Below are 21,991 nucleotides of genomic sequence, written 5' to 3' on the forward strand. Positions count from 1 at the left end.
AGGCATGACCCGACCCAGCAGAATCACCGATCCGTCCTACGAGCTGATGGACGATCACGAAGGCCTGTCGATCATCTACCGCCAGCACGGCTTTCCCTGCCCGCTGGTGCGCTGGCACTTCCACAAGGAATACGAGCTGCACCTGATCGTCGCCAGCGCCGGCAAGGTGTTCATCGGCGACTACATCGGCAATTTCACCGCCAATAGCCTGTTTCTCACCGGCCCCAACCTGCCCCACAACTGGATCAGCCAGGTGGAGCCCGACCAGGTGGTGGAAAAGCGCGACATGCTGGTGAATTTCACCGACGAGCTGTTCGACAGTGCCCTGCCGGTGTTCAGCGAGCTGAAAACCCTGGGCCCGCTGCTGGAGCGCGCCCGCCACGGCATCGAGTTCCGTTGCCCGCACACCCTGGCCCAGGCCACCGAATTGATGCAGCGCATCGCCGACAGCCGTGGCGTGAGCCGCCTGGGGCACTTCCTGATCCTGATGGAGCTGCTGGCCGCCTGCGAGGACTACCAGCTGCTGTCGGACGGCAACTCGCCGCAGCTGGCCGACGAACACAGCATCGACCGCACCAACCGCGCGGTTGACTATATCTTCAGCCACTACGGCCGCGAGCTGCCGCTGGAGGAAGTGGCGCAGTACCTGGGCATGAAACCCACGTATTTTTCCCGGGTGTTCAAGCAGGCCACCGGGCGCTGCTTCGTGGAATTCGTCAACCGCCTGCGCATCAGCAAGTCCTGCGAGCTGCTGGCCGATGGCGACAAGCCGGTGACCGACGTGTGCTTCGAGTCGGGCTTCAACAACATCTCCAACTTCAACCGCCGCTTCCAGCAGCTCAAGGGCATGACCCCCAGCCATTACCGGCGGCTGGCGGTGCAGCGCCTGACCGAGCAGAACCTGGGGGCTTGAGAGCGTGTTGGTTTCGATGGGCATGCCTTGGTTTTTTTCGCGTTCATGAAATCGAGCGCTGCCCGCGCGGCGCATCGCGACCAAGGTCGGCTCCTACCGTCTGTTTCGGGCCAATTACGCCAGGACCATTGCCTTGTCCGCCCTGGTTGTTTACTGCCGATTTGTGGTGCCACCAACAAGGCGGTCGCGGCGATCCCACAGACAAGACTGGCCCGAAACAGACGTAGGAGCCGACCTTGGTCGCGATGCGCCGCGCGGGCGGCGCTCGATCTCAAGAACCCAACAAACCTCGCGCCAAGTGCAAAATAGTACAGACGCCACTGCCTCCAAGGATTTGTAACCAACCCATTTTGGGTCTGTAATCAATCCCAGCTGCTTCCCACGCTTCAGGAAGACACAACAACAATAACCAGGCTTCGTGCCCACCGGGCACCGAAGAGGAGTGTGTAATGTCGACGCCCAGAATCCTGCTTGCCCGCGCCAGCCTCGCCGCCCTGCTGGGGCTCTGCGTCACGGCCCACGCCGACCAGACGCTGACCATCGCCACCGTCAACAACAGCGACATGATCCGCATGCAGCGGCTGTCGAAAACCTTCGAGGAACAGCACCCCGACATCAAGCTCAAATGGGTGGTGCTGGAAGAAAACGTGCTGCGCCAACGCCTGACCACTGACATTGCCACCCAGGGTGGCCAGTTCGACGTGCTGACCATTGGCATGTACGAAGCGGCACTGTGGGGCGCCAAGGGCTGGCTGGAACCGATGAAGGACCTGCCTGCCGACTACAACCTGGACGACGTGTTCCCCTCGGTGCGCGACGGCCTCTCCGTGAAGGGCACGCTGTACGCCCTGCCCTTCTACGCCGAAAGCTCGATGACCTACTACCGCACCGATCTGTTCAAGGCCGCCGGGCTGACCATGCCCGAGCACCCCACCTGGACGCAGATGGGCGAGTTTGCCGCCAGGCTCAACAAGCCCGACCAGGGCCAGTACGGCATCTGCCTGCGCGGCAAGGCCGGCTGGGGCGAGAACATGGCGCTGATCACCACCCTGGCCAACAGTTGGGGCGGGCGCTGGTTCGACGAGAAATGGCAGCCTGAATTCACCGGCCCGGAATGGACCGGCGCGCTGACCTTCTACGTCGACACCATGAAGAAGTACGGGCCGCCCGGCGCCTCCAGCAACGGCTTCAACGAGAACCTGGCGCTGTTCAACAGCGGCAAGTGCGCCATGTGGGTCGACGCCACCGTGGCCGGCTCGTTTGTCACCGACAAGAGCCAGAGCAAGGTCGCCGACAACGTCGGCTTCACCTACGCACCGCACGAGAAAACCGACAAGGGCTCGGCGTGGCTGTATTCCTGGGCGCTGGCCATTCCCACCAGCTCCAAGGCCAAGGACGCCGCCAGCACGTTCACCCAGTGGGCCACCTCCCAGGCCTACGCCAAGCTTGTGGCCGACAAGGACGGCATCAGCAACGTGCCGCCAGGCACCCGCGCCTCCACCTACAGCGATGCCTACATGAAGGCTGCGCCGTTCGCGAAGATCACCCTGGAATCGCTGAAGACCGTGGACCCGAAAAGCCCGTCGGCCAAGCCCGTGCCCTACGTGGGCATCCAGTTGGTGACCATCCCTGAATTCCAGGGCATCGGCACCCAGGTGGGCAAGCTGTTCGCCGGCGCCCTGGTGGGCACCAGCACGGTGGAGAAAGCCCTGGCCGACGCACAGTCGACCACCGAGCGTGAAATGAAGCGCGCGGGCTATCCCAAGTAGCGCCCCCAGCCACCGGCCTGCGATGGCCAGCCCTGCCCCGGGGCTGGCCAGCCTTTCAAGGTACCTATCATGAGCACGTCCACTGCCAAGGCGCAGTCCCAGGCCCATCAAGACCTGGGCAAGCGCCGCCTGAACAACCCCGGCTGGTTCCTGGTCACCCCTTCGGTAGCGCTGCTGCTGTTGTGGATGATCGTGCCGCTGGCCATGACCGTCTACTTCTCGCTGATGCGCTATAACCTGCTGGACGGCGGCGAGAAGACCTTCACCGGCCTGGGCAACTTCCAGTTCTTCTTCACCGACGAGGGCTTTATCCCCGGCATGACCAACACCCTGTTGCTGGTGGGCAGCGTGCTGCTGATCAGCGTGGTGCTGGGCGTGCTGATTGCCGCGCTGCTGGAGGCCAGCGAGTTTTTCGGCCGCGGCATCGTGCGGGTGCTATTGATCTCGCCGTTCTTCATCATGCCCACGGTGGGCGCGCTGGTGTTCAAGAACCTGATCTTCCACCCAGTGTCGGGCATCCTCGCCGACCTGTGGCGGTACTTCGGCGCGCAGCCCATCGACTGGCTGGCCAATTACCCGCTGCTGTCGATCATCATCATTGTCAGCTGGCAGTGGCTGCCGTTCGCCATCCTGCTGCTGATGACCGCCATGCAGTCCCTGGACCAGGAACAGAAAGAGGCCGCGCGCCTGGACGGTGCCGGGCCGGTAGCGATTTTCTGGCACCTGACCCTGCCGCACCTGGCCCGGCCGATTGCGGTGGTGGTGATGATCGAGACCATCTTCCTGCTGTCGGTGTTCGCCGAGATCTTCACCACCACCAACGGCGGCCCGGGCTTTGCCTCCACCAACCTCGCCTACCTGATCTACAACCAGGCCCTGGTGCAGTTCGACGTGGGCATGGCCTCGGCCGGTGGCCTGATCGCCGTGGTGATCGCCAACATCGCCGCCATCATCCTGGTGCGGATGATCGGCAAAAATCTTACCGACCAGCCTTGAGGCCCGCGCCATGACCCTCACACTCAAGCAACACCGGCGCCTGCAAAGCGTGCTGCTGGGCCTGCTGGCCTGGGCCATCGCCCTGCTGCTGTTCTTCCCCATCTTCTGGATGGTGCTGACCAGCTTCAAGACCGAGATCGACGCGTTCGCCACGCCGCCGCAGTTCATCTTCACGCCGACGCTGGAGAACTACATCCACATCCAGGAGCGCAGTGACTACTTCCACTTCGCCGGGAACTCGGTGCTGATTTCCTTCAGCGCCACCCTGTTGTGCATGCTGATCGCGGTGCCGGCGGCCTACTCCATGGCCTTCTACGAGACCAAGCGCACCAAGCAGACGCTGCTGTGGATGCTGTCCACCAAGATGCTGCCGCCGGTGGGCGTGCTGATGCCCATCTACCTGCTGGCCAAGGGTTTCGGCCTGCTGGACAGCAAGCTGGTGCTGATCGTGATCTACACCCTGATCAACCTGCCGATCGTGGTGTGGATGGTGTACACCTACTTCAAGGACATTCCCCGCGACATCCTCGAAGCGGCGCGGCTGGACGGTGCCACCTTGCTGCAGGAAATGGTGCGGGTGCTGCTGCCCATCAGCAAGGGCGGCCTGGCCTCGACGCTGCTGCTGTCGTTGATTTTGTGCTGGAACGAGGCGTTCTGGTCGTTGAACCTGACCAGTTCGAACGCCGCGCCCTTGACGGCGCTGATTGCCTCGTACTCAAGCCCCGAAGGTTTGTTCTGGGCCAAGTTGTCGGCGGTGTCGACGCTTGCGTGTGCGCCGATCCTGATATTTGGCTGGATCAGCCAGAAGCAGCTGGTGCGCGGCCTTTCCTTCGGTGCCGTCAAATGATGTTCCGACTATTGCTGGAATTCTCTGTGGGAGCTGGCTTGCCAGCGAGCCTTTCAGGCCCCAAACAGCTCGCTGGCAAGCCAGCTCCCACACATTCAGACTGCCAGGAGTAATGTCATGGCCACATTGAAAATAAAAAACCTGCAAAAGGGCTTCGAGGGCCTGTCCATCATCAAGGGCATCGACCTGCAGGTGAACGACAAGGAATTCGTGGTGTTCGTCGGCCCCTCGGGCTGCGGCAAGTCCACGCTGCTGCGCCTCATCGCCGGCCTTGAAGAAGTCACCAGCGGCACCATCGAGCTGGACGGCCGCGACATCACCCAGGTCAGCCCGGCCAAGCGCGACCTGGCCATGGTGTTCCAGACCTACGCCCTGTACCCGCACATGAGCGTACGCAAGAACATGTCGTTCGCCCTCGACCTGGCCGGCGCCGACAAGGCCGAGGTGCAGCGCAAGGTCGACGAGGCTGCGCGCATCCTCGAACTGGCGCCGCTGCTGGAGCGCAAGCCCAAGCAGCTGTCGGGCGGCCAGCGCCAGCGCGTGGCCATCGGCCGGGCCATCGTGCGCAACCCGCGGATCTTCCTGTTCGACGAACCGCTGTCCAACCTCGACGCCGCCCTACGGGTGCAGATGCGCCTGGAACTGGCGCGGCTGCACAAGGAGCTGCAGGCCACCATGATCTACGTCACCCACGACCAGGTGGAGGCCATGACCCTGGCCGACAAGGTGGTGGTGCTCAGCGCCGGGCGCATCGAGCAGGTGGGCTCGCCGCTGGAGCTGTACCACCATCCGGCCAACCTGTTCGTGGCCGGCTTCCTCGGCACGCCGAAGATGGGCTTCCTCAAGGGCCGCGTCAGCCGCGTCGACAGCCAGGGCTGCGAAGTGGAACTGGCCGCCGGCACGCGTATCAGCCTGCCGCGCAGCAGCGCCAGCCTCAGCGTGGGCAGCGAGGTGACCCTGGGCATCCGCCCCGAACACCTGGAACTGGCGCAGCCCGGCCAGCCCGGCCTGGCGGTGACCGCCGACGTCGGCGAGCGCCTGGGCAGCGACACCTTCTGCCACGTGGTCACCGACTCCGGCGAGCCGCTGACCCTGCGCATTCGCGGCGACCTGGCCAGCCAGTACGGCGAGCGCCTGAACCTGTACCTCAACCCCACCCATTGCCACCTGTTCGATGCCCAGGGCATCGCCGTGGCCAAGCCGCTGCTGGCCGCGGCCTGACGAGGACCCGTACCGATGAAACTGACCCGCGACAACCTCGACAAACTGGCCGCGCACATCAAGCGCCCCGCCTACGCCCAGGCCACCACCCGCCAGGGCATCGTCCACATCGGCGTGGGCGGTTTCCACCGCGCCCACCAGGCGTTCTATACCGACGCCCTGATGAACACCGGCGAAGGCCTGGACTGGGCCATCTGCGGCGCCGGGCTGCGCAGCGACGACCGCGCCATGCACGACGCGCTCAAGGCCCAGGACTCGCTCTACACCCTGGTGGAACTGGGCGACGGCACTGGCCATGAAGTGCGGGTGATCGCCGCCATCAGCGGCATGCTGCTGGGCGAGGACAGCCCCCAGGCGCTGATCGACAAGCTGGCCGACCCGGCCATTCGCATCGTCTCGCTGACCATCACCGAAGGCGGCTACTGCATCGACGACAGCACCGGCGAGTTCATGGCCCACCTGCCGGCCATCCAGCACGACCTGGCCCACCCCGACGCGCCCCGCACGGTGTTCGGTTTCCTCTGCGCGGCCCTGGCCCGGCGCCGCGACGCCGGCACCCCGGCCTTCACGGTGATGTCCTGCGATAACCTGCCGCACAACGGCGCCGTGGCGCGCAAGACCCTGCTGGCCTTCGCCGACCTGCGCGAGCCGGCCCTGCGTGACTGGATCGACCGCCACGTGAGTTTCCCCAACGCCATGGTCGACCGCATCACGCCCATGACCAGCGCCGCCCACAAGCGCCAGTTGCTGGAGCAGCATGGTGTCGACGACGCCTGGCCGGTGGTGTGCGAGCCCTTCGTGCAGTGGGTGCTGGAAGACAAGTTCGGCAACGGTCGGCCGGCCTGGGAAAAGGTCGGCGTGCAATTCACCGACGACGTCACCCCCTACGAGGAAATGAAGATCAAGCTGCTCAACGGCAGCCACCTGGCGCTGACCTACCTGGGCTTCCTGAAAGGCTACCGCTTCGTCCACGAGACCATGAACGATCCACTGTTTGTGCGCTACATCCGCGCCTACATGGACCGCGACGTGACCCCGCAGCTGGCCTCGGTGCCCGGCATCGACCTGGAAGGCTACAAGGACACGCTGATCGAGCGCTTCAGCAACCAGGCCATCGCCGACCAGCTGGAGCGAGTGTGCTCGGACGGCTCGTCGAAGTTCCCCAAGTTCACCGTGCCCACGATCAACAAGCTCATCGAGGCAGGCGCCGGGCTGGACCGCGCCGCCCTGGTGGTGGCCGCCTGGGCCCTGTACCTCAAGGGCGTGGATGAAAACGGCACGCACTTCAAGATCCCCGACCCGCGCGCCGAGTTCTGCCAGGCGCTGGTGGCCGACGACGTGATGCTGACCCAGCGCCTGCTGGGCGTGGAGGAGATTTTCGGCAAGGCCATCCCGCAGTCGGCGGCCTTCGTCGCGGCCTTCGAGAACCAGCTCAAGCACCTGCGCCAACTGGGGGTCGACAAGACCCTGGAACGCCTGCTCAGCTACGAGGAGTAAGCCTATGTACCTGGGCATCGACTGCGGCACCCAAGGCACCAAGGCGCTGTTGCTGGACCCGGCCAGCGGCCAGGTGCTGGGCCAGGGCAGCGCGCACCACGACATGATCAGTGGCGCCAACGGCCGCCGCGAGCAGGACCCGGCGCAGTGGGTGGACGCCCTGTGCACGGCGGTGGCCCAGGCCCTGGCCGAGGCCGGCGTCGACGGCCAGCAGGTGCGCGGCCTGGGCGTGTCCGGGCAACAGCATGGCCTGGTACTGCTGGACGCCAGCGGCCAGGTGCTGCGCCCGGCCAAGCTGTGGTGCGACACCGAATCCACCGTGCAGAACCAGCGCCTGCTCGACCACCTGGGCGGCCCCCAGGGCTCGCTCGACCGCCTGGGCGTGGCCATCGCCCCCGGCTACACCGTGTCCAAGCTGCTGTGGACCCGTGAGGAACACCCCGAGGTGTTCCGCCGCATCGCGCGCATCCTGCTGCCCCATGACTATTTGAACTTCTGGCTCACCGGCCGCGCCTGCGCCGAATACGGCGACGCCTCCGGCACCGGCTATTTCGACGTGCGCAACCGCCAGTGGGACCTGCAACTGCTGCGCGACATCGACCCCGACGGCCGCCTGCAACAGGCGCTGCCGGAACTGATCGGCCCGCGTGACAGCGTCGGCACGCTGCTGCCCGAGGTGGCGCGGCGCCTGGGCCTGAGCCCCCAAGTGCGGGTGGCCAGTGGCGGCGGCGACAACATGATGGGCGCCCTGGGCACCGGCAACATCCAGCCGGGCGTGGTGACCATGAGCCTGGGGTCGTCCGGCACGGTCTACGCCTACAGCGCCGAGCCCACGGTGAGCCCCGAGCCCGAGGTGGCGACCTTCTGCTCTTCCAGCGGCGGCTGGCTGCCGCTGATCTGCACCATGAACCTGACCAACGTCACCAGCGCCGTGCGCGAGCTGTTCGCGCTGAGCATCGAGGCCTTCAACCGCCAGGTCGAGATGGCCCCCATCGGCGCCGACGGCGTGCTGATGCTGCCCTTCCTCAACGGCGAGCGCGTGCCCGCCCTGCCCCTGGCCACCGGCAGCCTGCAGGGCCTGACCGCGGCCAACCTGAACGCCGCCAACCTGTGCCGGGCGGCGGTGGAAGGCACCACCTTCGGCCTGCGCTATGGCCTGGACCTATTGCGCGCAGGGGGCCTGGCCAGCCACAGTATCCGCCTGATCGGCGGCGGCGCGCGCAGCGCGGTGTGGCGGCAGCTGGTGGCCGACATCATGAACACCGAGGTCACCTGCCCCCGGCACACCGAGGCCGCCGCCCTGGGCGCAGCCATCCAGGCCGCCTGGTGCGACGGCGCCGGCGAGCTGGCCAGCCTGTGCCAGCGCTGCGTGCAACTGGACCCTGCCCAGGGCGCGCAGCCCATCGCCGCCAACGTGCAGGCCTACGAGCAGGTGTACCGGCACTATCGTCAGCGCCTCGAAGCGCTGTGAATTCATAGGGAGGCATCATGTATCTGGTATGTGGCGAAGCGCTGTTCGATTTCTTCTGCGAGCCAGACCGTTTCGGCCAGGCCGCGCGCCTGGGCTACGAGGCGGTGGCCGGTGGTTCGCCGTTCAACGTGGCGGTGGGCCTGGCGCGCCTGGGCGTGCCGGCGGCGCTGCTGGCGGGGGTGTCCCAGGATTTCCTGGGGCAACGGCTGCGCACGGTGTTGGCCGGCGAAGGCGTGGCCGACCGCTACCTGCACGACTTTGACGCGCCCACCACCCTGGCCATGGTCGCCGTGGGCAGTGACGGCACGCCGCAGTACAGCTTCCGCGGCCAGGGCTGCGCCGACCGGCTGCTGACCCTGGCGCACCTGCCCGCCCTGGACGACAGCGTGCATGGCCTGCACTTCGGCTCGTTCTCGCTGGTGGTGGAACCGGTGGGCAGTACCCTGCTGGCCCTGGCCCGGCGCGAGCACGACCAGCGCCTGATCAGCCTGGACCCCAACGTGCGCCTCAACCCGGCACCCGACATCGGCCTGTGGCGGCGACGCATCGGCGAATTTGCCAGCCTGGTGCACCTGATCAAGGTCAGCGCCGAGGACCTGGCGCTGCTGTATCCGGACCAGGCACCCGACGAGATTGCCGCCCAATGGCTCAACGAACGCTGCCAACTGGTGTTCGTCACCCGCGGCGCCGACGGCGCCAGCCTGTACAGCCGCCAGCACGGCGAATTGAGCGTGCCAGCGCAAAACGTGGCCATGGCCGACACCGTGGGCGCCGGCGACACCTTCCAGGCGGCCCTGCTGGCCTGGCTGGCCGAACACCAGCTGGATTCGCCCCAGGGCCTTGCCCAACTCAGCCGCGAACAATTACACGCAATCCTGCAGTTCGCCACCCAGGCTGCGGCGCTGACCTGTGCCAAGGTCGGGCCGGACCTACCCTATCGCCGCCAGCTGCCCTGACCTGCCCACGCCCCGGGGGCTCCCGTTCCCCGGGCAACCCCATGTTTCATGTTGCGCATGTACTTATTGATTAACACCTTCTTGCGAACTTTCCGAAAGCCTTAGGAAAGTTCTTACAAAGTTATCGGAAACTTCAAAACTTGACGTCCTACATTTGCACCAAAATGAACCCTTCGCCCTCTCCCGCAGCACACTAAATCAATTCGCTATTCGCACAAAACATTGAAGCAGACCATTTACAGCGGCACGGCCTGCCACTATTCTCTGTTTCCGCAGAGCCAGCGACTTATCAATTTCCTGATAGTGAAAGTTACCCCCGGGCAGCGTGGCAAGGCCAGTGGCGCCCGAGCGGTTCAAATAGATGATTGGAGAATAAAAAAGTGTCCAGACTCGCCGAGTTCCGCGCCGCCGAAAGAGCCCTTCAGGCCCAGCTGGCCCAGCTGGAAACCCTGAAGAACGATGCAGGCCTGAAAAAGGAGATTGAATTCGAGCACAAGTTGCAGGAGTTGATGCTCGAGTACGGCAAGGGGCTGCGTGACGTCATCGCCATTCTCGACCCTACTCGCAACGAGCCACGCCTGCCGTTCCAGCACGTGCGCGCCCATCGCCGGCCTCGCGCGGTGAAGGTCTACGAGAACCCTCATACCGGCGAGCTGATCGAGACCAAGGGCGGCAACCACCGTGGCCTCAAGGCGTGGAAATTGCAGTACGGGCGTGACACGGTGGAAGGCTGGCTGCGCGGCTGACGAAAGGTGAGCCGGGGCATTTTTTTTCACAGGATTTTCACAGCGGATCTTCCACGATGGAATCTGCTAATGGACTAGCGCCCCAATGCCCGCTTCGGCGGGCTTCTTATTGCCTGCGATTTGCTATTTCCCCACCTGGCATTTGGCCTGGGCGCGACAGTTGCGTATCATGGCAGGTCTTACAAGAACTCTTATCTCCCCACGGCGGCACAATCGGGTTGTGGCGCCGTTATTCATATTCCCTGTTCTGGAGTTCCCATGAGCCTGCACGACTTGAACACCTTCCCCGGCGTTACCGCCGAACCGGATGCCGCCACCCGCAACTTCGTCTTCAACCACACCATGCTGCGCGTGAAGAACATCGAGAAGTCGCTGGACTTCTACACCCGCGTGCTGGGCTTCAGCCTGGTGGAAAAACGCGACTTCCCGGAAGCCGAATTCAGCCTGTACTTCCTGGCCCTGGTGGACAAGGCCCAGATCCCCGCCGACGACGCCCAGCGCCACACCTGGATGAAGTCGATGCCTGGCATCCTGGAACTGACCCACAACCACGGCACCGAAAACGACGCCGACTTCGCCTACCACAACGGCAACACCGACCCGCGTGGGTTTGGTCACATCTGCGTGTCGGTGCCTGACATTCAGGCGGCCTGCGAGCGCTTTGAAGCGCTGGGCGTGGACTTCCAGAAGCGTTTGACTGATGGGCGCATGAAAAACATTGCGTTCATCAAGGACCCGGATGCGTACTGGGTCGAGATCATCCAGCCGAACTTCTAAGCCCTGCCCAGCGCAGCGCAGGCGCGTGTGATCTGCTTGTGATCTGCTTGTGATCTTGATCTGGCTTGTGATCTTGATCTGGCTTGTGATCTTGATCTGGCTTTTGATCTTGATCTTGCTTGTGATCTTGATTGTATGCCCCGTAAAGCGCCCGGGCCGACTGGAGGCGTCGCTCAACGGGCTGCCCGAAGGGCCGAGGCCGCAGGCCGAAGAGACGGTAACCCGCAGGCTTCTATAGCGGGTGCCGTCTGCCCGTTGAGCGGCGCCGGAAGGAGGGGACCCGTAGCGCAGCGGAGGGCCCAAGCAGGGGCAAGCGTTTTTTGCTTACTTTTTTTGGCGTTCGAAAAAAAGTGAGTCGCCGTAAGGGCGAAACGGTCGGTAGTCGCACCACGAAAATGGATATGTTCGAAACCCTCAAAAGCGGGATCCACATATCGTGAACATATCCATTACCAAGGGTGATGCAGAATCACCTTTCCGGCCTTACGCCGGCTCACTTTTTGTCAAACGCCACAAAAAGTAAGCAAAAAAGGCTTGCCCCTGCTTGGTCCCTCCGCTCCGCTGCGGGTCCCCTCCCTCCGGCGTCGCCCAAGCGGCCGACGGCCCGGAATAGAAGCGCCTCCGGTTCCGTCTTCTTCGGCTACGCCTCAGCCCGCTTGGCCAACGCCTCCAGTCGGCCCTGGCGCTTTATGGGGCACACAATCAAGATCAAAGGCCTCACGGGATCAAGATCAAACGCAGTTCGCGGCGTTTTCGAGTTCTGCGGGGATTAAAAAAGCCCGCAGACCTTACGGCCAGCGGGCTTTTTTTTCGGCCAGAAAAATCAGGCCGGCGCAGAAGTCCGAATCAGGTGATCAAACGCCGCCAACGACGCCTTGGCCCCCTCACCCAACGCAATCACGATCTGCTTGAACGGCACAGTGGTCACGTCACCCGCCGCAAAGATACCCGGCAGGTCAGTCTCCCCACGCGCATCCACCATGATCTCACCACGCGGCGACAGCTCGATGGTGCCCTTGAGCCAATCGGTGTTGGGCAACAGGCCGATCTGCACGAAGATACCTTCCAGCTCCACGGTGTGGGTTTCGCTGGTCTGGCGATCCTTGTAGCGCAGGCCATTGACCTTCTGGCCATCGCCGGTCACTTCGCTGGTCAAGGCGCTGGTGATCACGGTGACGTTGGGCAGGCTGTGCAGCTTGCGTTGCAACACGGCGTCGGCGCGCAGCTGGCCGTCGTACTCCAACAGGGTCACGTGGGCAACGATGCCCGCCAGGTCGATGGCCGCCTCGACACCGGAGTTGCCGCCACCGATCACCGCCACGCGCTTGCCCTTGAACAGCGGACCGTCGCAGTGCGGGCAGTAGGCCACGCCGCGGTTGCGGTACTCTTGCTCGCCCGGCACGTTCATTTCGCGCCAGCGCGCGCCGGTGGCCAGGATCACGGTCTTGGCCTTGAGGCTCGCGCCGCTGGCGAAGCGTACTTCATGCAGCTGGCCGTCCTTGCCCGGGATCAGGGCTTCGGCGCGTTGCAGGTTCATGATGTCCACGTCGTATTCCTTGACGTGCTCTTCCAGCGCCACGGCCAGTTTCGGGCCTTCGGTGTGCTGCACCGAGATAAAGTTCTCGATGGCCATGGTGTCCAGCACCTGGCCACCAAAGCGCTCGGCAGCAACACCGGTGCGGATGCCCTTGCGCGCGGCGTAGATGGCCGCTGCGGAGCCGGCTGGGCCACCGCCCACGACCAGCACGTCGAAGGCGTCCTTGGCGTTGAGCTTCTCGGCCGCCTTGTCGCCGGCGCTGGTGTCGATCTTGGCGAGGATTTCTTCCAGGCCCATGCGGCCCTGGCCGAACACTTCGCCGTTGAGGTACAGGCTGGGCACCGCCATCACCTGGCGGGCGTCGACTTCGGCCTGGAACAACGCGCCGTCGATGGCCACGTGGCGCACGTTGGGGTTGAGCACGGCCATCAGGTTCAGGGCCTGGACCACGTCCGGGCAGTTTTGGCAGGACAGCGAGAAGTAGGTTTCAAAGTTGAATTCACCCTTGAGCCCGGCGATCTGTTCGATGACCTCGGCGCTCGCTTTCGAAGGGTGGCCACCCACTTGCAGCAGGGCCAGCACCAACGAGGTGAATTCGTGGCCCATGGGGATACCAGCGAAACGCAGGCTGATATCCGCGCCAGGGCGGTTGATCGAGAACGACGGCTTGCGGGCGTCGTTGCCGTTGTCCAGCAGCGTGATCTTGTCCGACAGGGCCTGGATGTCACGCAGCAGGTTGAGCAATTCCTGGGATTTCGCGCCGTCATCAAGGGACGCGACGATCTCGATCGGTTGGGTGACCCGTTCCAGGTACGACTTCAACTGGGCTTTAAGATTGGCGTCCAACATGCGGGCGATTCCTTTTCAATACGGTATAAAAAACAACGCCCGGGCGAATTCGCCCGGGCGCTTTCAGGGCGATGATGGTGTTACGCGATGACGCCACTCATCATCGTCATGAGGTCTTAGATCTTGCCGACCAGGTCCAGCGATGGAGCCAGGGTGGCTTCGCCTTCTTTCCACTTGGCTGGGCAGACTTCGCCTGGGTGGGCAGCGACGTACTGGGCAGCCTTGACCTTGCGCAGCAGCTCGGAAGCGTCACGGCCAACGCCGCCGTCGTTCAGCTCGACGATTTTGATCTGGCCTTCTGGGTTGATCACGAAGGTGCCACGGTCAGCGATACCGGCTTCTTCGATCAGCACGTCGAAGTTGCGCGAGATGACGTGGGTCGGGTCGCCGATCAGTGGGTACTGGATCTTGGCGATGGTTTCCGAGGTGTCGTGCCAGGCTTTGTGGGTGAAGTGGGTGTCGGTCGACACGCCGTAGATCTCGACGCCCAGGTCTTTGAATTGAGCGTAGTTGTCAGCCAGGTCGCCCAGTTCGGTTGGGCAGACGAAGGTGAAGTCGGCTGGGTAGAAGAACACGACAGACCATTTGCCTTTCAGATCGGCTTCGGTGACTTCTACGAACTTGCCGCCGTGGTAAGCCTGGGCTTTGAAAGGTTTGACTTGGCTGTTGATGATCGGCATCAGTAAATCTCCATGGGTTGTCGAAAGGGGTGAAAACTTTGTAGGGCTCATCCTAGCCAAGTGAGCCCCTGAGCGCTCATTGGCAAAGCTGATGTACGTGATTGGTTTTCCCTATCACGGGACCTAATATATAGAAGAATTGCATGAAGATCAGTCGTAGTCGAAGGTGAACGTGGCCAGCGCCCCGGCGCTGCCCGCGGTGATGGTGTTTTCGGTCTGCAGGTAGCGCGCCTGCAGCAGCACCTCGAACGTCACCTGGCCATGGGACACGCTGCCCGCAGGCCAACGGGCAGGACTGCCGGCGCCGGAAGCTTCAGGGCCAAACTCCACAGGACGGCCCTCGAACTGGATTTCCACGCCCACGCCCCGCGCGTCGGCGTCCTGGCGCAAGCCCAGGACCTTGCTGCGGTTCGAGGGGTTGGTGGCGTCGGTCAGGATCACCGACACGTACAACCTGTCCCCGCCGCCACCGCCATGGCAGGCCAGGCGCAGGTCGAAGGGCTCCAGCCTCGAGCCGCTGCCCGGCCCGTTGAAATCACGGACCAGCGGTTGCCCCAGGTCGACCATGATGTACTGGCTGCCTGGGGCCACGCTGCAGGTGGGCTGGCGCAGCACGATGTCCACATCGCTGTCGAACTGCAGACGGATTGCCTCCAACGCGCCATAGCGCCGGGAAGCGCCAGCGCTGGACAGACGCAGGCGATCCTCGTGGATATCGCCGGTCTTGACCAGTGTGATGAAATAGGCTGGCGTTGCAGTGAAAACGCCAGCGTCGATGGCGCTGCGCAGGCGCGGCCAGTGCAGCGGCTGCCTCGAACTTTCCTCCTCGATACGCATGCCCACCCCCGCCACATTGGTCGGGTAGACCCCATCAGGGCCTTGCTGTGGCCCGGGGTCGGCAAGCAAGCCATTGTCCAGCTCATCTGGCTGGGTGCATTCGACCCTCGCCGAATTACCCTTGGCGGTGCCTTGCCAGAGGATGTCGCCCACGGCCGCCATCGACGAGACGATCACTTGAGCGCCAAGGTCCGCCGACACCATCTGGTGCCCGCTGCCCGGGTAAAACGCACAGGCGCCATGGGCGGCGCTGCCTGCAGCCAGCAGGCAGGCCAAAGCCATCGCGTGTAGTGCCTTCATGGTGTATTCCCCTGTTCAGCCGCGCAGGTCGCCTTCATTACCTGAAGCGCCTTGCCAGCCGTCTCCATTTCGTAGTCGGCGACGCAGCGCTGCGCCTGCTGGTCACCCCATTGCACCTGCAACTGCCCCTTGCCTTGCAGCCCCCTGGCCAACACCCGGCTGCCCTGCCCTACCACGCCCAATGCTGCGCCACTGCCGTCGCTGACCTGGGCGCCGAAGGGCAAAGGACCGCCCGCCGCAAGGCGCAGTTCGATCAATGCCGTGCGCCCCGTGCGGGTCGGGTAGCGCAACAACGGCACTGCCCCGGCACGCGGCGCCACCTGCTGGCTGTTGGTGGCCAACTCCACGTCCAGCGGCAAGCCCGTGGGGTCCACGTCGACCCGGTTCAGCTGGTAAGGCACCAGTTGCGGGACAATGGCGTGGCCACGACCATCGACGCGCACCTGGCTGCCGTTGACCACCCGGGCGCCCTTGGCCTCGGGCACCTCGACGATGGCGAAGGTTTCAGCCAGCGGTTGCGCAAAGGTCACGCCGCCGGGGTGGGCAACCACCGCGCCACGGGCCCCCGCCGACACCTGGCGGCTGCGATCCCCCTGCCCCAGCGAGGCGCTGAGTTCACCATAGGGTGCCCGCCAGCCGCCGAAGCCATTGAATTGCGCCGTGCCCCGGCCTTCGCTGACGCTGACGCCGTAGTTGTAGCGGTCGGTGCCATTGCGGTACCCGGCCTGCGCCTGGTGGCCCTGGCTACCCTGGTTGAGGCCCGCAGTCAGGTTCCCGCGGCCGCCCCCCAGGGGCAGGCTCAGGTTCAGCTGCCACACCGTTTCATCGCGGCCATGCAGGTCCCGCTCGCGGCTGGCGGTCAGCACATACCCCAGGTCGGCAAAGCGGTTGGCGTAGCCCAGCGAATAGCCCAGGCGAGCGCCGCCGCCCTCCCAGCTGCTGGAATGCCAGGCGCTGCCATTGAGCTGCCCCCAGGCGCTGCCCAGTGGCTGATTGATGCTGGCGGTGGTGCGCGCGCGCTCACGCAAGCTCAATGCACGGTGGTCGTACGCTTGGGCCAGGGTGCGGTAACCGGGCCCGGTGGCCTGCTGGTAATTCAGGCCCAGGCGGGTGTCGCTGGCCATCAACAAGGTGCCGTAGGACAGGCGAAGTCGGCCACCCTGCTCGCCATTGGCCTGGGCACGCGCGACGTCCAGGCCCACCGCGCCCAGCGGCGTGTTGAGCGCCGAGCCCAGCAGCCATTGTTGATATTCCGCGGCCAGGGTGGTGCCCAGATAACCGGTAAAACTATCGCTCAGGCCCTGCTGCCAGGTGCCTTGGGCGAACCACGGCGCCGGTGCCTGCACCTGTTCCTGCAATTGACCCACGCTGATGCCGAAGCGCGACCGCCCCTCGCGCAACGCCAGCGGGGCGGCGGCGTTGGTCACGGTAAAGCGCTGCTCGCTGCCGTCGGCCTCGCTGACCGTAACCTGCAGGTCGCCGCCCACGCTGGCCGCGTAGAGGTCGTCGATCACGAAGGCGCCCGGGGGGACCACCACCTCACGCAGCAGCCGTTCGCCCTGGCGGATGGCCACCCGTGCGTTGCCCCGTGCCACGCCGCGCACCACCGGCGCGTAGCCGCGCTGGGAGGCCGGCAGCATGCGGTCATCACTGAACAGGTGGATGCCACGCAGCTGCTGGGCATCGAGCAGATCGCCCTGGGTGGTGACCTGCCCCAGGCGCAGTTGCGCGCCCCATGGCGCAACCTCCCGTTGCAGGTAGTGGCTCAGGGTCTGGTAGCCACCGTCGCTCGAGAGGCTGCCTTGGTGCCGCCAGTGCCAGCGCCCCAGGTTCAGGCCGCTGGACAGGCCGGCATAGGTTTGCGTATGGGCGCTTCCCTGGCCACTGTCAACGTCGAACACCGACAGGTCGTAGCCGCTGAAGGCGCTGGTCACGCCCCAGTCCCATGACTCGGCATCCACGAAGCCATCGGGCTCGCGCACCTGCCAGGCCTGGGGAATGTCCAGCGCCAGGCGCTGCTGGGGAAAATCCAGGTGTTCGGCGGCCCCGGGCAGCCATTGCTCAAGGCGACGACAGCTATCGCCGCCCTTGGGCAACGCGTCCACCGCCACCCCCAGCCGGCGCAGCAGCGGCCGGTCGAAACAGCCATGGGCGCCGGCTTCACCCGCACCCTGGCGATAAGGGATCAACAAACGCCCCAAAGGCCGCTGGTTGACTTGCACCTGCAGCCAATAGTCGCCTGGCATCACCCGCGCCGGTTGCGAGAACACGCTCAGGTCCACGTTGCCGGCAGCACCGGGCCGCAGGAAACGCTGCTCGAATTCGATCGGCTCGGGCACCTGCGCCGCCACGGCCAGCTGCAGCCCGCCACCGGCCAGCAGCCCGGAGAACCGCAGGCGCTTCATGGCAACGCTACCTGGGCTTCGCCTGGGCGCCCGGCCCCGTAGTCATCCAGGGCAATGTAGTTAACCTGCGCGGTCGCGCCTGGCGCTGCCGTCCCTTGCAGGGGAAAACGCGCGCTACCGAACGGTGGGATGTGCCCAGCCCCCGCCTCCAGAACCTGGCCAGCGACGCGCAGATCGACCGCGCCCAGGTTGACCACGAACGGCCCTGGGTTGTGACCTTCGACCACCCACTGTTGCTGCTCACGGCGCACGCTCCAGCGCACAGCCGCAGGTGCATCGGCCGCACGGCCTTGCAGGTCCTGGGGCCGAAACATCAGTTTGATTCGCGTGCGAATCGCCATCTGCAATTGGTTGTTGCCCGCCTCGCCCCGAGGCGGGATCTGCAAGACGTTGAGCCAGAACAGGCTCTCGCGGTCGGCCGCCAGGGGCTCGCCGGTGTGCATCACCCGTAGCGCCTGGCCTTGGCTGGCCTCGATGCGCACCATTGCCGGGCTGACGATAAAGGGGACGGCCAGGGTCTGCGGGCTGGCCCCCGCGTCCCCGTCGTCCAGCCACGCCTGCACAAGCGCTGGCGCGGCGTCGGGGTTGAGCAGTTGCACGGTGACTTCAGGCGCGCCGGCCGGGTAGATCACCCGAGTAGCGCCAATGATCACGCTGGCATGGGCAGGCGCTGCCAGCAGCAACGCCGCCAGCACGGCAAAAACAGGCTTGAACATGGAGGGAATCCCTTCGTTACAACAACGGCGCATGGCCTGCCGGCAGGCAGGCCATGCGCGGCACCATCACGGATAGACGAGGGAGTACATCACCCGTGTGTTCACCTCACCCGCCGTCACCACGCCGGTGGCAACGTATTCGGCGTAGTACTCGAGGTTGGCGTTGCCTGCGACGATGTCCACGGCCTGGGACTTCTGACCTGGGAAGGCCTGGTTCAGCTCCATCTGCTGGAAGCCGTCGTTGAGCAGTGCCACTTCGACGAAGTCGGCCTGGCCGGCGCCGGTGTCGGTGACCAGCCGGCCACTGGTGGGGCTAATGGTGGGACCGGCCTCGAAATAGGTGGCGACCTTGCCGGTATCAGGCATGCATTCGGTGAGCTGCAAGTCAAAACGCGTGCGGCCTGCGCTTTGCCCGACCGTGGCCAGTGCGGTGCGCGACACCGCTGGCAGATCGACCTGGAAGTTCGGTTGCCCGCCGTTGATCTTGCACGTGTTGCCCTTGATCTCGCCGACGAAATCGATCTGGCCGTCCGCGGCAAATGCAGCTGGCATCGACAGCGCGGCACACAAGGCGGTAACCGCCGTGGCTAATTTCATTTTCATGGAGAAATTCCTTATCCCTACCCAGTGAACGACAGCGCTCATCGCTACCGCAGCGCTTGATTGCGCCGGCCCAGTATGTAATTGGCTCACTTAAAAAGAACGTCGGAGGGATTTGCCGAGCGTGTAGGACCTAGGCGCCAGAGCTATAGGACACTCGTAGAAGCCACGTACAGAAAGGCTTTAGGACGGGGTTTTTGGAGATGTAACAAGGAGAGTAATGGGCTAAAAAAGGTTACGGTGGATACCACAAAATGGATCCACCGAAACCTGTTGAAAACAACAGCTAGTACATTTTGATACGTACTTAACGCACCGATGACCGCATGGTCACAAATTCTTCGGCCGCCGTCGGATGGACCCCAATGGTTTCATCGAATACCTGCTTGGTCGCGCCGGCCTTCAACGCCACCGCCAACCCCTGAATGATTTCCCCAGCCTCCGGGCCGACCATGTGCACGCCCAGGACGCGATCGGTGCTGGCATCCACCACCAATTTCATCAGGGTGCGCTCCTGGCACTCGGTGAGGGTCAGCTTCATCGGCCGGAAGCGGCTTTCGAAGATTTTCACCTCATGGCCTTGCTCCAGCGCCTGCTCTTCGGTAAGGCCCACGGTGCCAATGTTCGGCAGGCTGAATACAGCAGTGGGGATGTAGGCATAGTCCACCGGGCGGTACTGTTCGGGCTTGAACAGCCGGCGGGCCACGGCCATGCCTTCGGCCAGGGCTACCGGGGTCAGCTGCACGCGGCCGATCACGTCGCCCAGGGCCAGGATCGACGGCTCGCTGGTCTGGAACTGCTCGTCCACGGCGATGAAGCCCTTGTCGTCGAGCTTCACCGATACGTTTTCAAGGCCCAGGTTGTCGAGCATCGGGCGGCGGCCGGTGGCGTAGAAGATGCAATCGGCCTCCAACACGCGGCCGTCCTTGAGCGTGGCGGCCAGGGTGCCGTCGGCCTGTTTGTCGATGCGCTGGATGTCGCTGTTGAACTGCAGGTTCAGGCCGCGCTTGGTCAGCTCTTCGCTCAAGTGCTCGCGCACCGAGCGGTCGAAACCACGCAGGAACAGGTCCTTGCGGTACAGCAGCGTGGTGTCGGCGCCCAGGCCGTGGAAGATGCCGGCGAACTCCACGGCGATGTAGCCGCCGCCCACCACCAGCACGCGCTTGGGCAACTGCGGCAGGAAGAATGCTTCGTTGGAGGTGATGGCGTGCTCGCGGCCCGGAATGTCCGGGATCTGCGGCCAGCCACCGGTGGCGATCAGAATGCGTTCGGTGCTGAAACGCTGGCCATCGACTTCCACGTGGTGGGCGTCGACGATGCGCGCATGGCCTTCGAGCAGCGTCACGCCGCTGTTGACCAGCAGGTTGCGATAGATGCCGTTGAGGCGCTGGATCTCGCGGTTCTTGTTGCCGATCAGGGTCTGCCAGTTGAAATCGGCCTCGCCCAAGGTCCAGCCGAAGCCTTGGGCCTGCTCGAAGTCCTCGGCGAAGTGGGCGCCGTACACCAGCAGTTTCTTCGGCACGCAGCCGACGTTGACACAGGTGCCGCCCAGGTAGCGGCTTTCCGCCACGGCCACCTTGGCGCCGAAACCTGCGGCAAAGCGCGCCGCGCGAACACCGCCGGAACCGGCGCCTATTACAAACAGATCAAAATCGTGGGCCATTGCTTAAGTCTCCTTGGCAGGCAACCAATACTACCCTACCCAACCGGGCCACGCGCCCCCGTAACAGCGGCCGCCAGGCCGCGTCTTATTTTCGATGGCACCGTGGCGCATTCGGACGCCGCCTGCGGCAGCTGCTACGGGATTGCCATAAACCCGTAGCAGCGGCCGACAGGCCGCGTCAGGAGGCCAGGGGCGCAGAAACGAAAACGCCGCGGCTTTCAAGGCCGCGGCGTCGGGTGTCGCATCAACCAGCCTGGCGTCAGAACGCCTTGCCAGTCTTGTAGAAGTTCTCGAAGCAGAAGTTGGTGGCGTCGATGTAGCCTTCGGCGCCGCCGCAGTCGAAACGCTGGCCCTTGAACTTGTACGCCAGCACGCAACCGGCCTGGGCCTGTTTCATCAGGGCGTCGGTGATCTGGATCTCGCCACCCTTGCCTGGCTCGGTCTGTTCGATCAGGTCGAAGATGTCCGGAGTCAGGATGTAACGGCCGATGATGGCCAGGTTCGACGGCGCATCTTCAGGCTTTGGTTTCTCAACCATGCTGTTGACGCGGTAGATGTCGTCGCGAATCATCTCGCCGGCGATGACGCCGTACTTGTTGGTTTCCGACGGGTCGACTTCCTGGATGGCCACGATCGAGCAACGGAACTGGTTGTACAGCTTGACCATCTGGGCCAGCACGCCGTCGCCTTCCAGGTTCACGCACAGGTCGTCCGCCAGGACCACGGCGAAGGGTTCGTCGCCGATCAGCGGGCGGCCAGTAAGAATGGCGTGGCCCAGGCCTTTCATTTCGGTCTGACGGGTGTACGAGAAGGTGCACTCGTCCAACAGCTTGCGAATACCGACCAGGTATTTTTCCTTGTCGGTGCCCTTGATCTGGTTTTCCAGCTCGTAGCTGATGTCGAAGTGGTCTTCCAGGGCGCGCTTGCCGCGGCCGGTGACGATCGAGATCTGGTTCAGGCCAGCTTCCAATGCCTCTTCGACACCGTATTGGATCAGTGGCTTGTTGACCACCGGCAGCATTTCCTTGGGCATGGCTTTGGTCGCTGGCAGGAAGCGAGTGCCGTAACCGGCTGCTGGGAACAAGCATTTCTTGATCATATGAGTCCTTACAAAGGGCTGTGCTTTACGAGTTTCGGCGCAGTCTAATCAGGCAGAGGCCACCTTACAATGCCCTGCCCCCGGCCAACCAATGGAGAAATAGAGAAAACCT

At 64.2% G+C, this 21,991-nt stretch carries 18 protein-coding genes; 10 read left to right on the forward strand and 8 right to left on the reverse strand.

Translation table 11 applies throughout. The features are described 5' to 3' along the window. The first annotated feature begins 4 nt into the window (after positions 1-4). The 10 genes from RAM80_RS03085 to gloA all read left to right on the forward strand — a co-directional run bounded on the left by RAM80_RS03085 (position 5) and on the right by gloA (position 11,193). Complete coding sequence (locus RAM80_RS03085) at positions 5-913, forward strand: AraC family transcriptional regulator (RefSeq protein ID WP_416424767.1); 909 nt, start codon at positions 5-7, stop codon at positions 911-913. A 449-nt stretch (positions 914-1,362) separates the two neighbouring features. Beyond that, positions 1,363-2,682 (forward strand): ABC transporter substrate-binding protein, encoded by a 1,320-nt coding sequence (locus RAM80_RS03090; protein ID WP_416424768.1) that lies wholly within the window; start codon positions 1,363-1,365, stop codon positions 2,680-2,682. Between the two features lie 69 nt (positions 2,683-2,751). After that, positions 2,752-3,678 carry a carbohydrate ABC transporter permease gene (locus RAM80_RS03095; RefSeq protein ID WP_416424769.1) on the forward strand — a complete coding sequence of 309 codons (927 nt, stop codon included), beginning with the start codon at positions 2,752-2,754 and terminating at the stop codon, positions 3,676-3,678. Positions 3,679-3,688: 10 nt separating this feature from the next. After that, positions 3,689-4,525 (forward strand): carbohydrate ABC transporter permease, encoded by an 837-nt coding sequence (locus RAM80_RS03100; protein WP_416424770.1) that lies wholly within the window; start codon positions 3,689-3,691, stop codon positions 4,523-4,525. 117 nt (positions 4,526-4,642) lie between these two features. Further along, entirely contained in the window at positions 4,643-5,746 is a 1,104-nt protein-coding gene (locus RAM80_RS03105) for an ABC transporter ATP-binding protein (RefSeq protein WP_416424771.1), read from the forward strand. Positions 5,747-5,761: 15 nt separating this feature from the next. Further along, positions 5,762-7,243 (forward strand): mannitol dehydrogenase family protein, encoded by a 1,482-nt coding sequence (locus RAM80_RS03110; RefSeq protein ID WP_416424772.1) that lies wholly within the window; start codon positions 5,762-5,764, stop codon positions 7,241-7,243. Positions 7,244-7,247: 4 nt separating this feature from the next. Further along, positions 7,248-8,714: a xylulokinase gene (xylB, locus tag RAM80_RS03115; protein ID WP_416424773.1), complete on the forward strand. Its 1,467-nt coding sequence runs from the start codon at positions 7,248-7,250 to the stop codon at positions 8,712-8,714. 17 nt (positions 8,715-8,731) lie between these two features. After that, positions 8,732-9,670 carry a carbohydrate kinase family protein gene (locus RAM80_RS03120; protein ID WP_416424774.1) on the forward strand — a complete coding sequence of 313 codons (939 nt, stop codon included), beginning with the start codon at positions 8,732-8,734 and terminating at the stop codon, positions 9,668-9,670. A 380-nt stretch (positions 9,671-10,050) separates the two neighbouring features. After that, a complete protein-coding gene (locus RAM80_RS03125; RefSeq protein WP_416424775.1) occupies positions 10,051-10,416 on the forward strand; it encodes a histone-like nucleoid-structuring protein, MvaT/MvaU family in 366 nt (121 codons plus the stop codon). A 258-nt stretch (positions 10,417-10,674) separates the two neighbouring features. Further along, complete coding sequence (gloA, locus tag RAM80_RS03130) at positions 10,675-11,193, forward strand: lactoylglutathione lyase (RefSeq protein WP_416424776.1); 519 nt, start codon at positions 10,675-10,677, stop codon at positions 11,191-11,193. An 823-nt stretch (positions 11,194-12,016) separates the two neighbouring features. Here gloA and ahpF read toward each other — a convergent pair. The 8 genes from ahpF to galU all read right to left on the reverse strand — a co-directional run bounded on the left by ahpF (position 12,017) and on the right by galU (position 21,879). After that, positions 12,017-13,579, reverse strand: coding sequence for an alkyl hydroperoxide reductase subunit F (ahpF, locus tag RAM80_RS03135; protein WP_416424777.1), 1,563 nt, complete (start codon positions 13,577-13,579; stop codon positions 12,017-12,019). A gap of 116 nt (positions 13,580-13,695) precedes the next feature. Continuing rightward, positions 13,696-14,259 carry an alkyl hydroperoxide reductase subunit C gene (ahpC, locus tag RAM80_RS03140; RefSeq protein ID WP_027977611.1) on the reverse strand — a complete coding sequence of 188 codons (564 nt, stop codon included), beginning with the start codon at positions 14,257-14,259 and terminating at the stop codon, positions 13,696-13,698. A 150-nt stretch (positions 14,260-14,409) separates the two neighbouring features. Next, positions 14,410-15,396, reverse strand: a complete 987-nt coding sequence (locus RAM80_RS03145) for a fimbrial protein (protein ID WP_416424778.1) — start codon at positions 15,394-15,396, stop codon at positions 14,410-14,412. After that, the gene (locus RAM80_RS03150) at positions 15,393-17,801 is read right to left on the reverse strand and encodes a fimbria/pilus outer membrane usher protein (protein ID WP_416424779.1); all 2,409 of its coding nucleotides are present in this window, start codon (positions 17,799-17,801) and stop codon (positions 15,393-15,395) included. The genes RAM80_RS03145 and RAM80_RS03150 overlap by 4 nt, the downstream gene beginning before the upstream one ends. Beyond that, on the reverse strand, positions 17,798-18,517 hold the full coding sequence (locus RAM80_RS03155; RefSeq protein ID WP_416424780.1) for a molecular chaperone: 720 nt from the start codon (positions 18,515-18,517) through the stop codon (positions 17,798-17,800). Before RAM80_RS03155 ends, RAM80_RS03150 begins: the two co-directional genes overlap by 4 nt. Before the next feature lie 66 nt (positions 18,518-18,583). Then, on the reverse strand, positions 18,584-19,120 hold the full coding sequence (locus tag RAM80_RS03160) for a fimbrial protein (protein ID WP_416424781.1): 537 nt from the start codon (positions 19,118-19,120) through the stop codon (positions 18,584-18,586). 304 nt (positions 19,121-19,424) lie between these two features. Next, a complete protein-coding gene (gorA, locus tag RAM80_RS03165; protein WP_416424782.1) occupies positions 19,425-20,780 on the reverse strand; it encodes a glutathione-disulfide reductase in 1,356 nt (451 codons plus the stop codon). Positions 20,781-21,039: 259 nt separating this feature from the next. After that, positions 21,040-21,879, reverse strand: coding sequence for a UTP--glucose-1-phosphate uridylyltransferase GalU (galU, locus tag RAM80_RS03170; protein WP_027977606.1), 840 nt, complete (start codon positions 21,877-21,879; stop codon positions 21,040-21,042). Between the last annotated feature and the right edge of the window lie 112 nt (positions 21,880-21,991).

The organism is Pseudomonas sp. App30 (assembly GCF_047947025.1).
In the GTDB taxonomy this organism is placed as follows: domain Bacteria; phylum Pseudomonadota; class Gammaproteobacteria; order Pseudomonadales; family Pseudomonadaceae; genus Aquipseudomonas.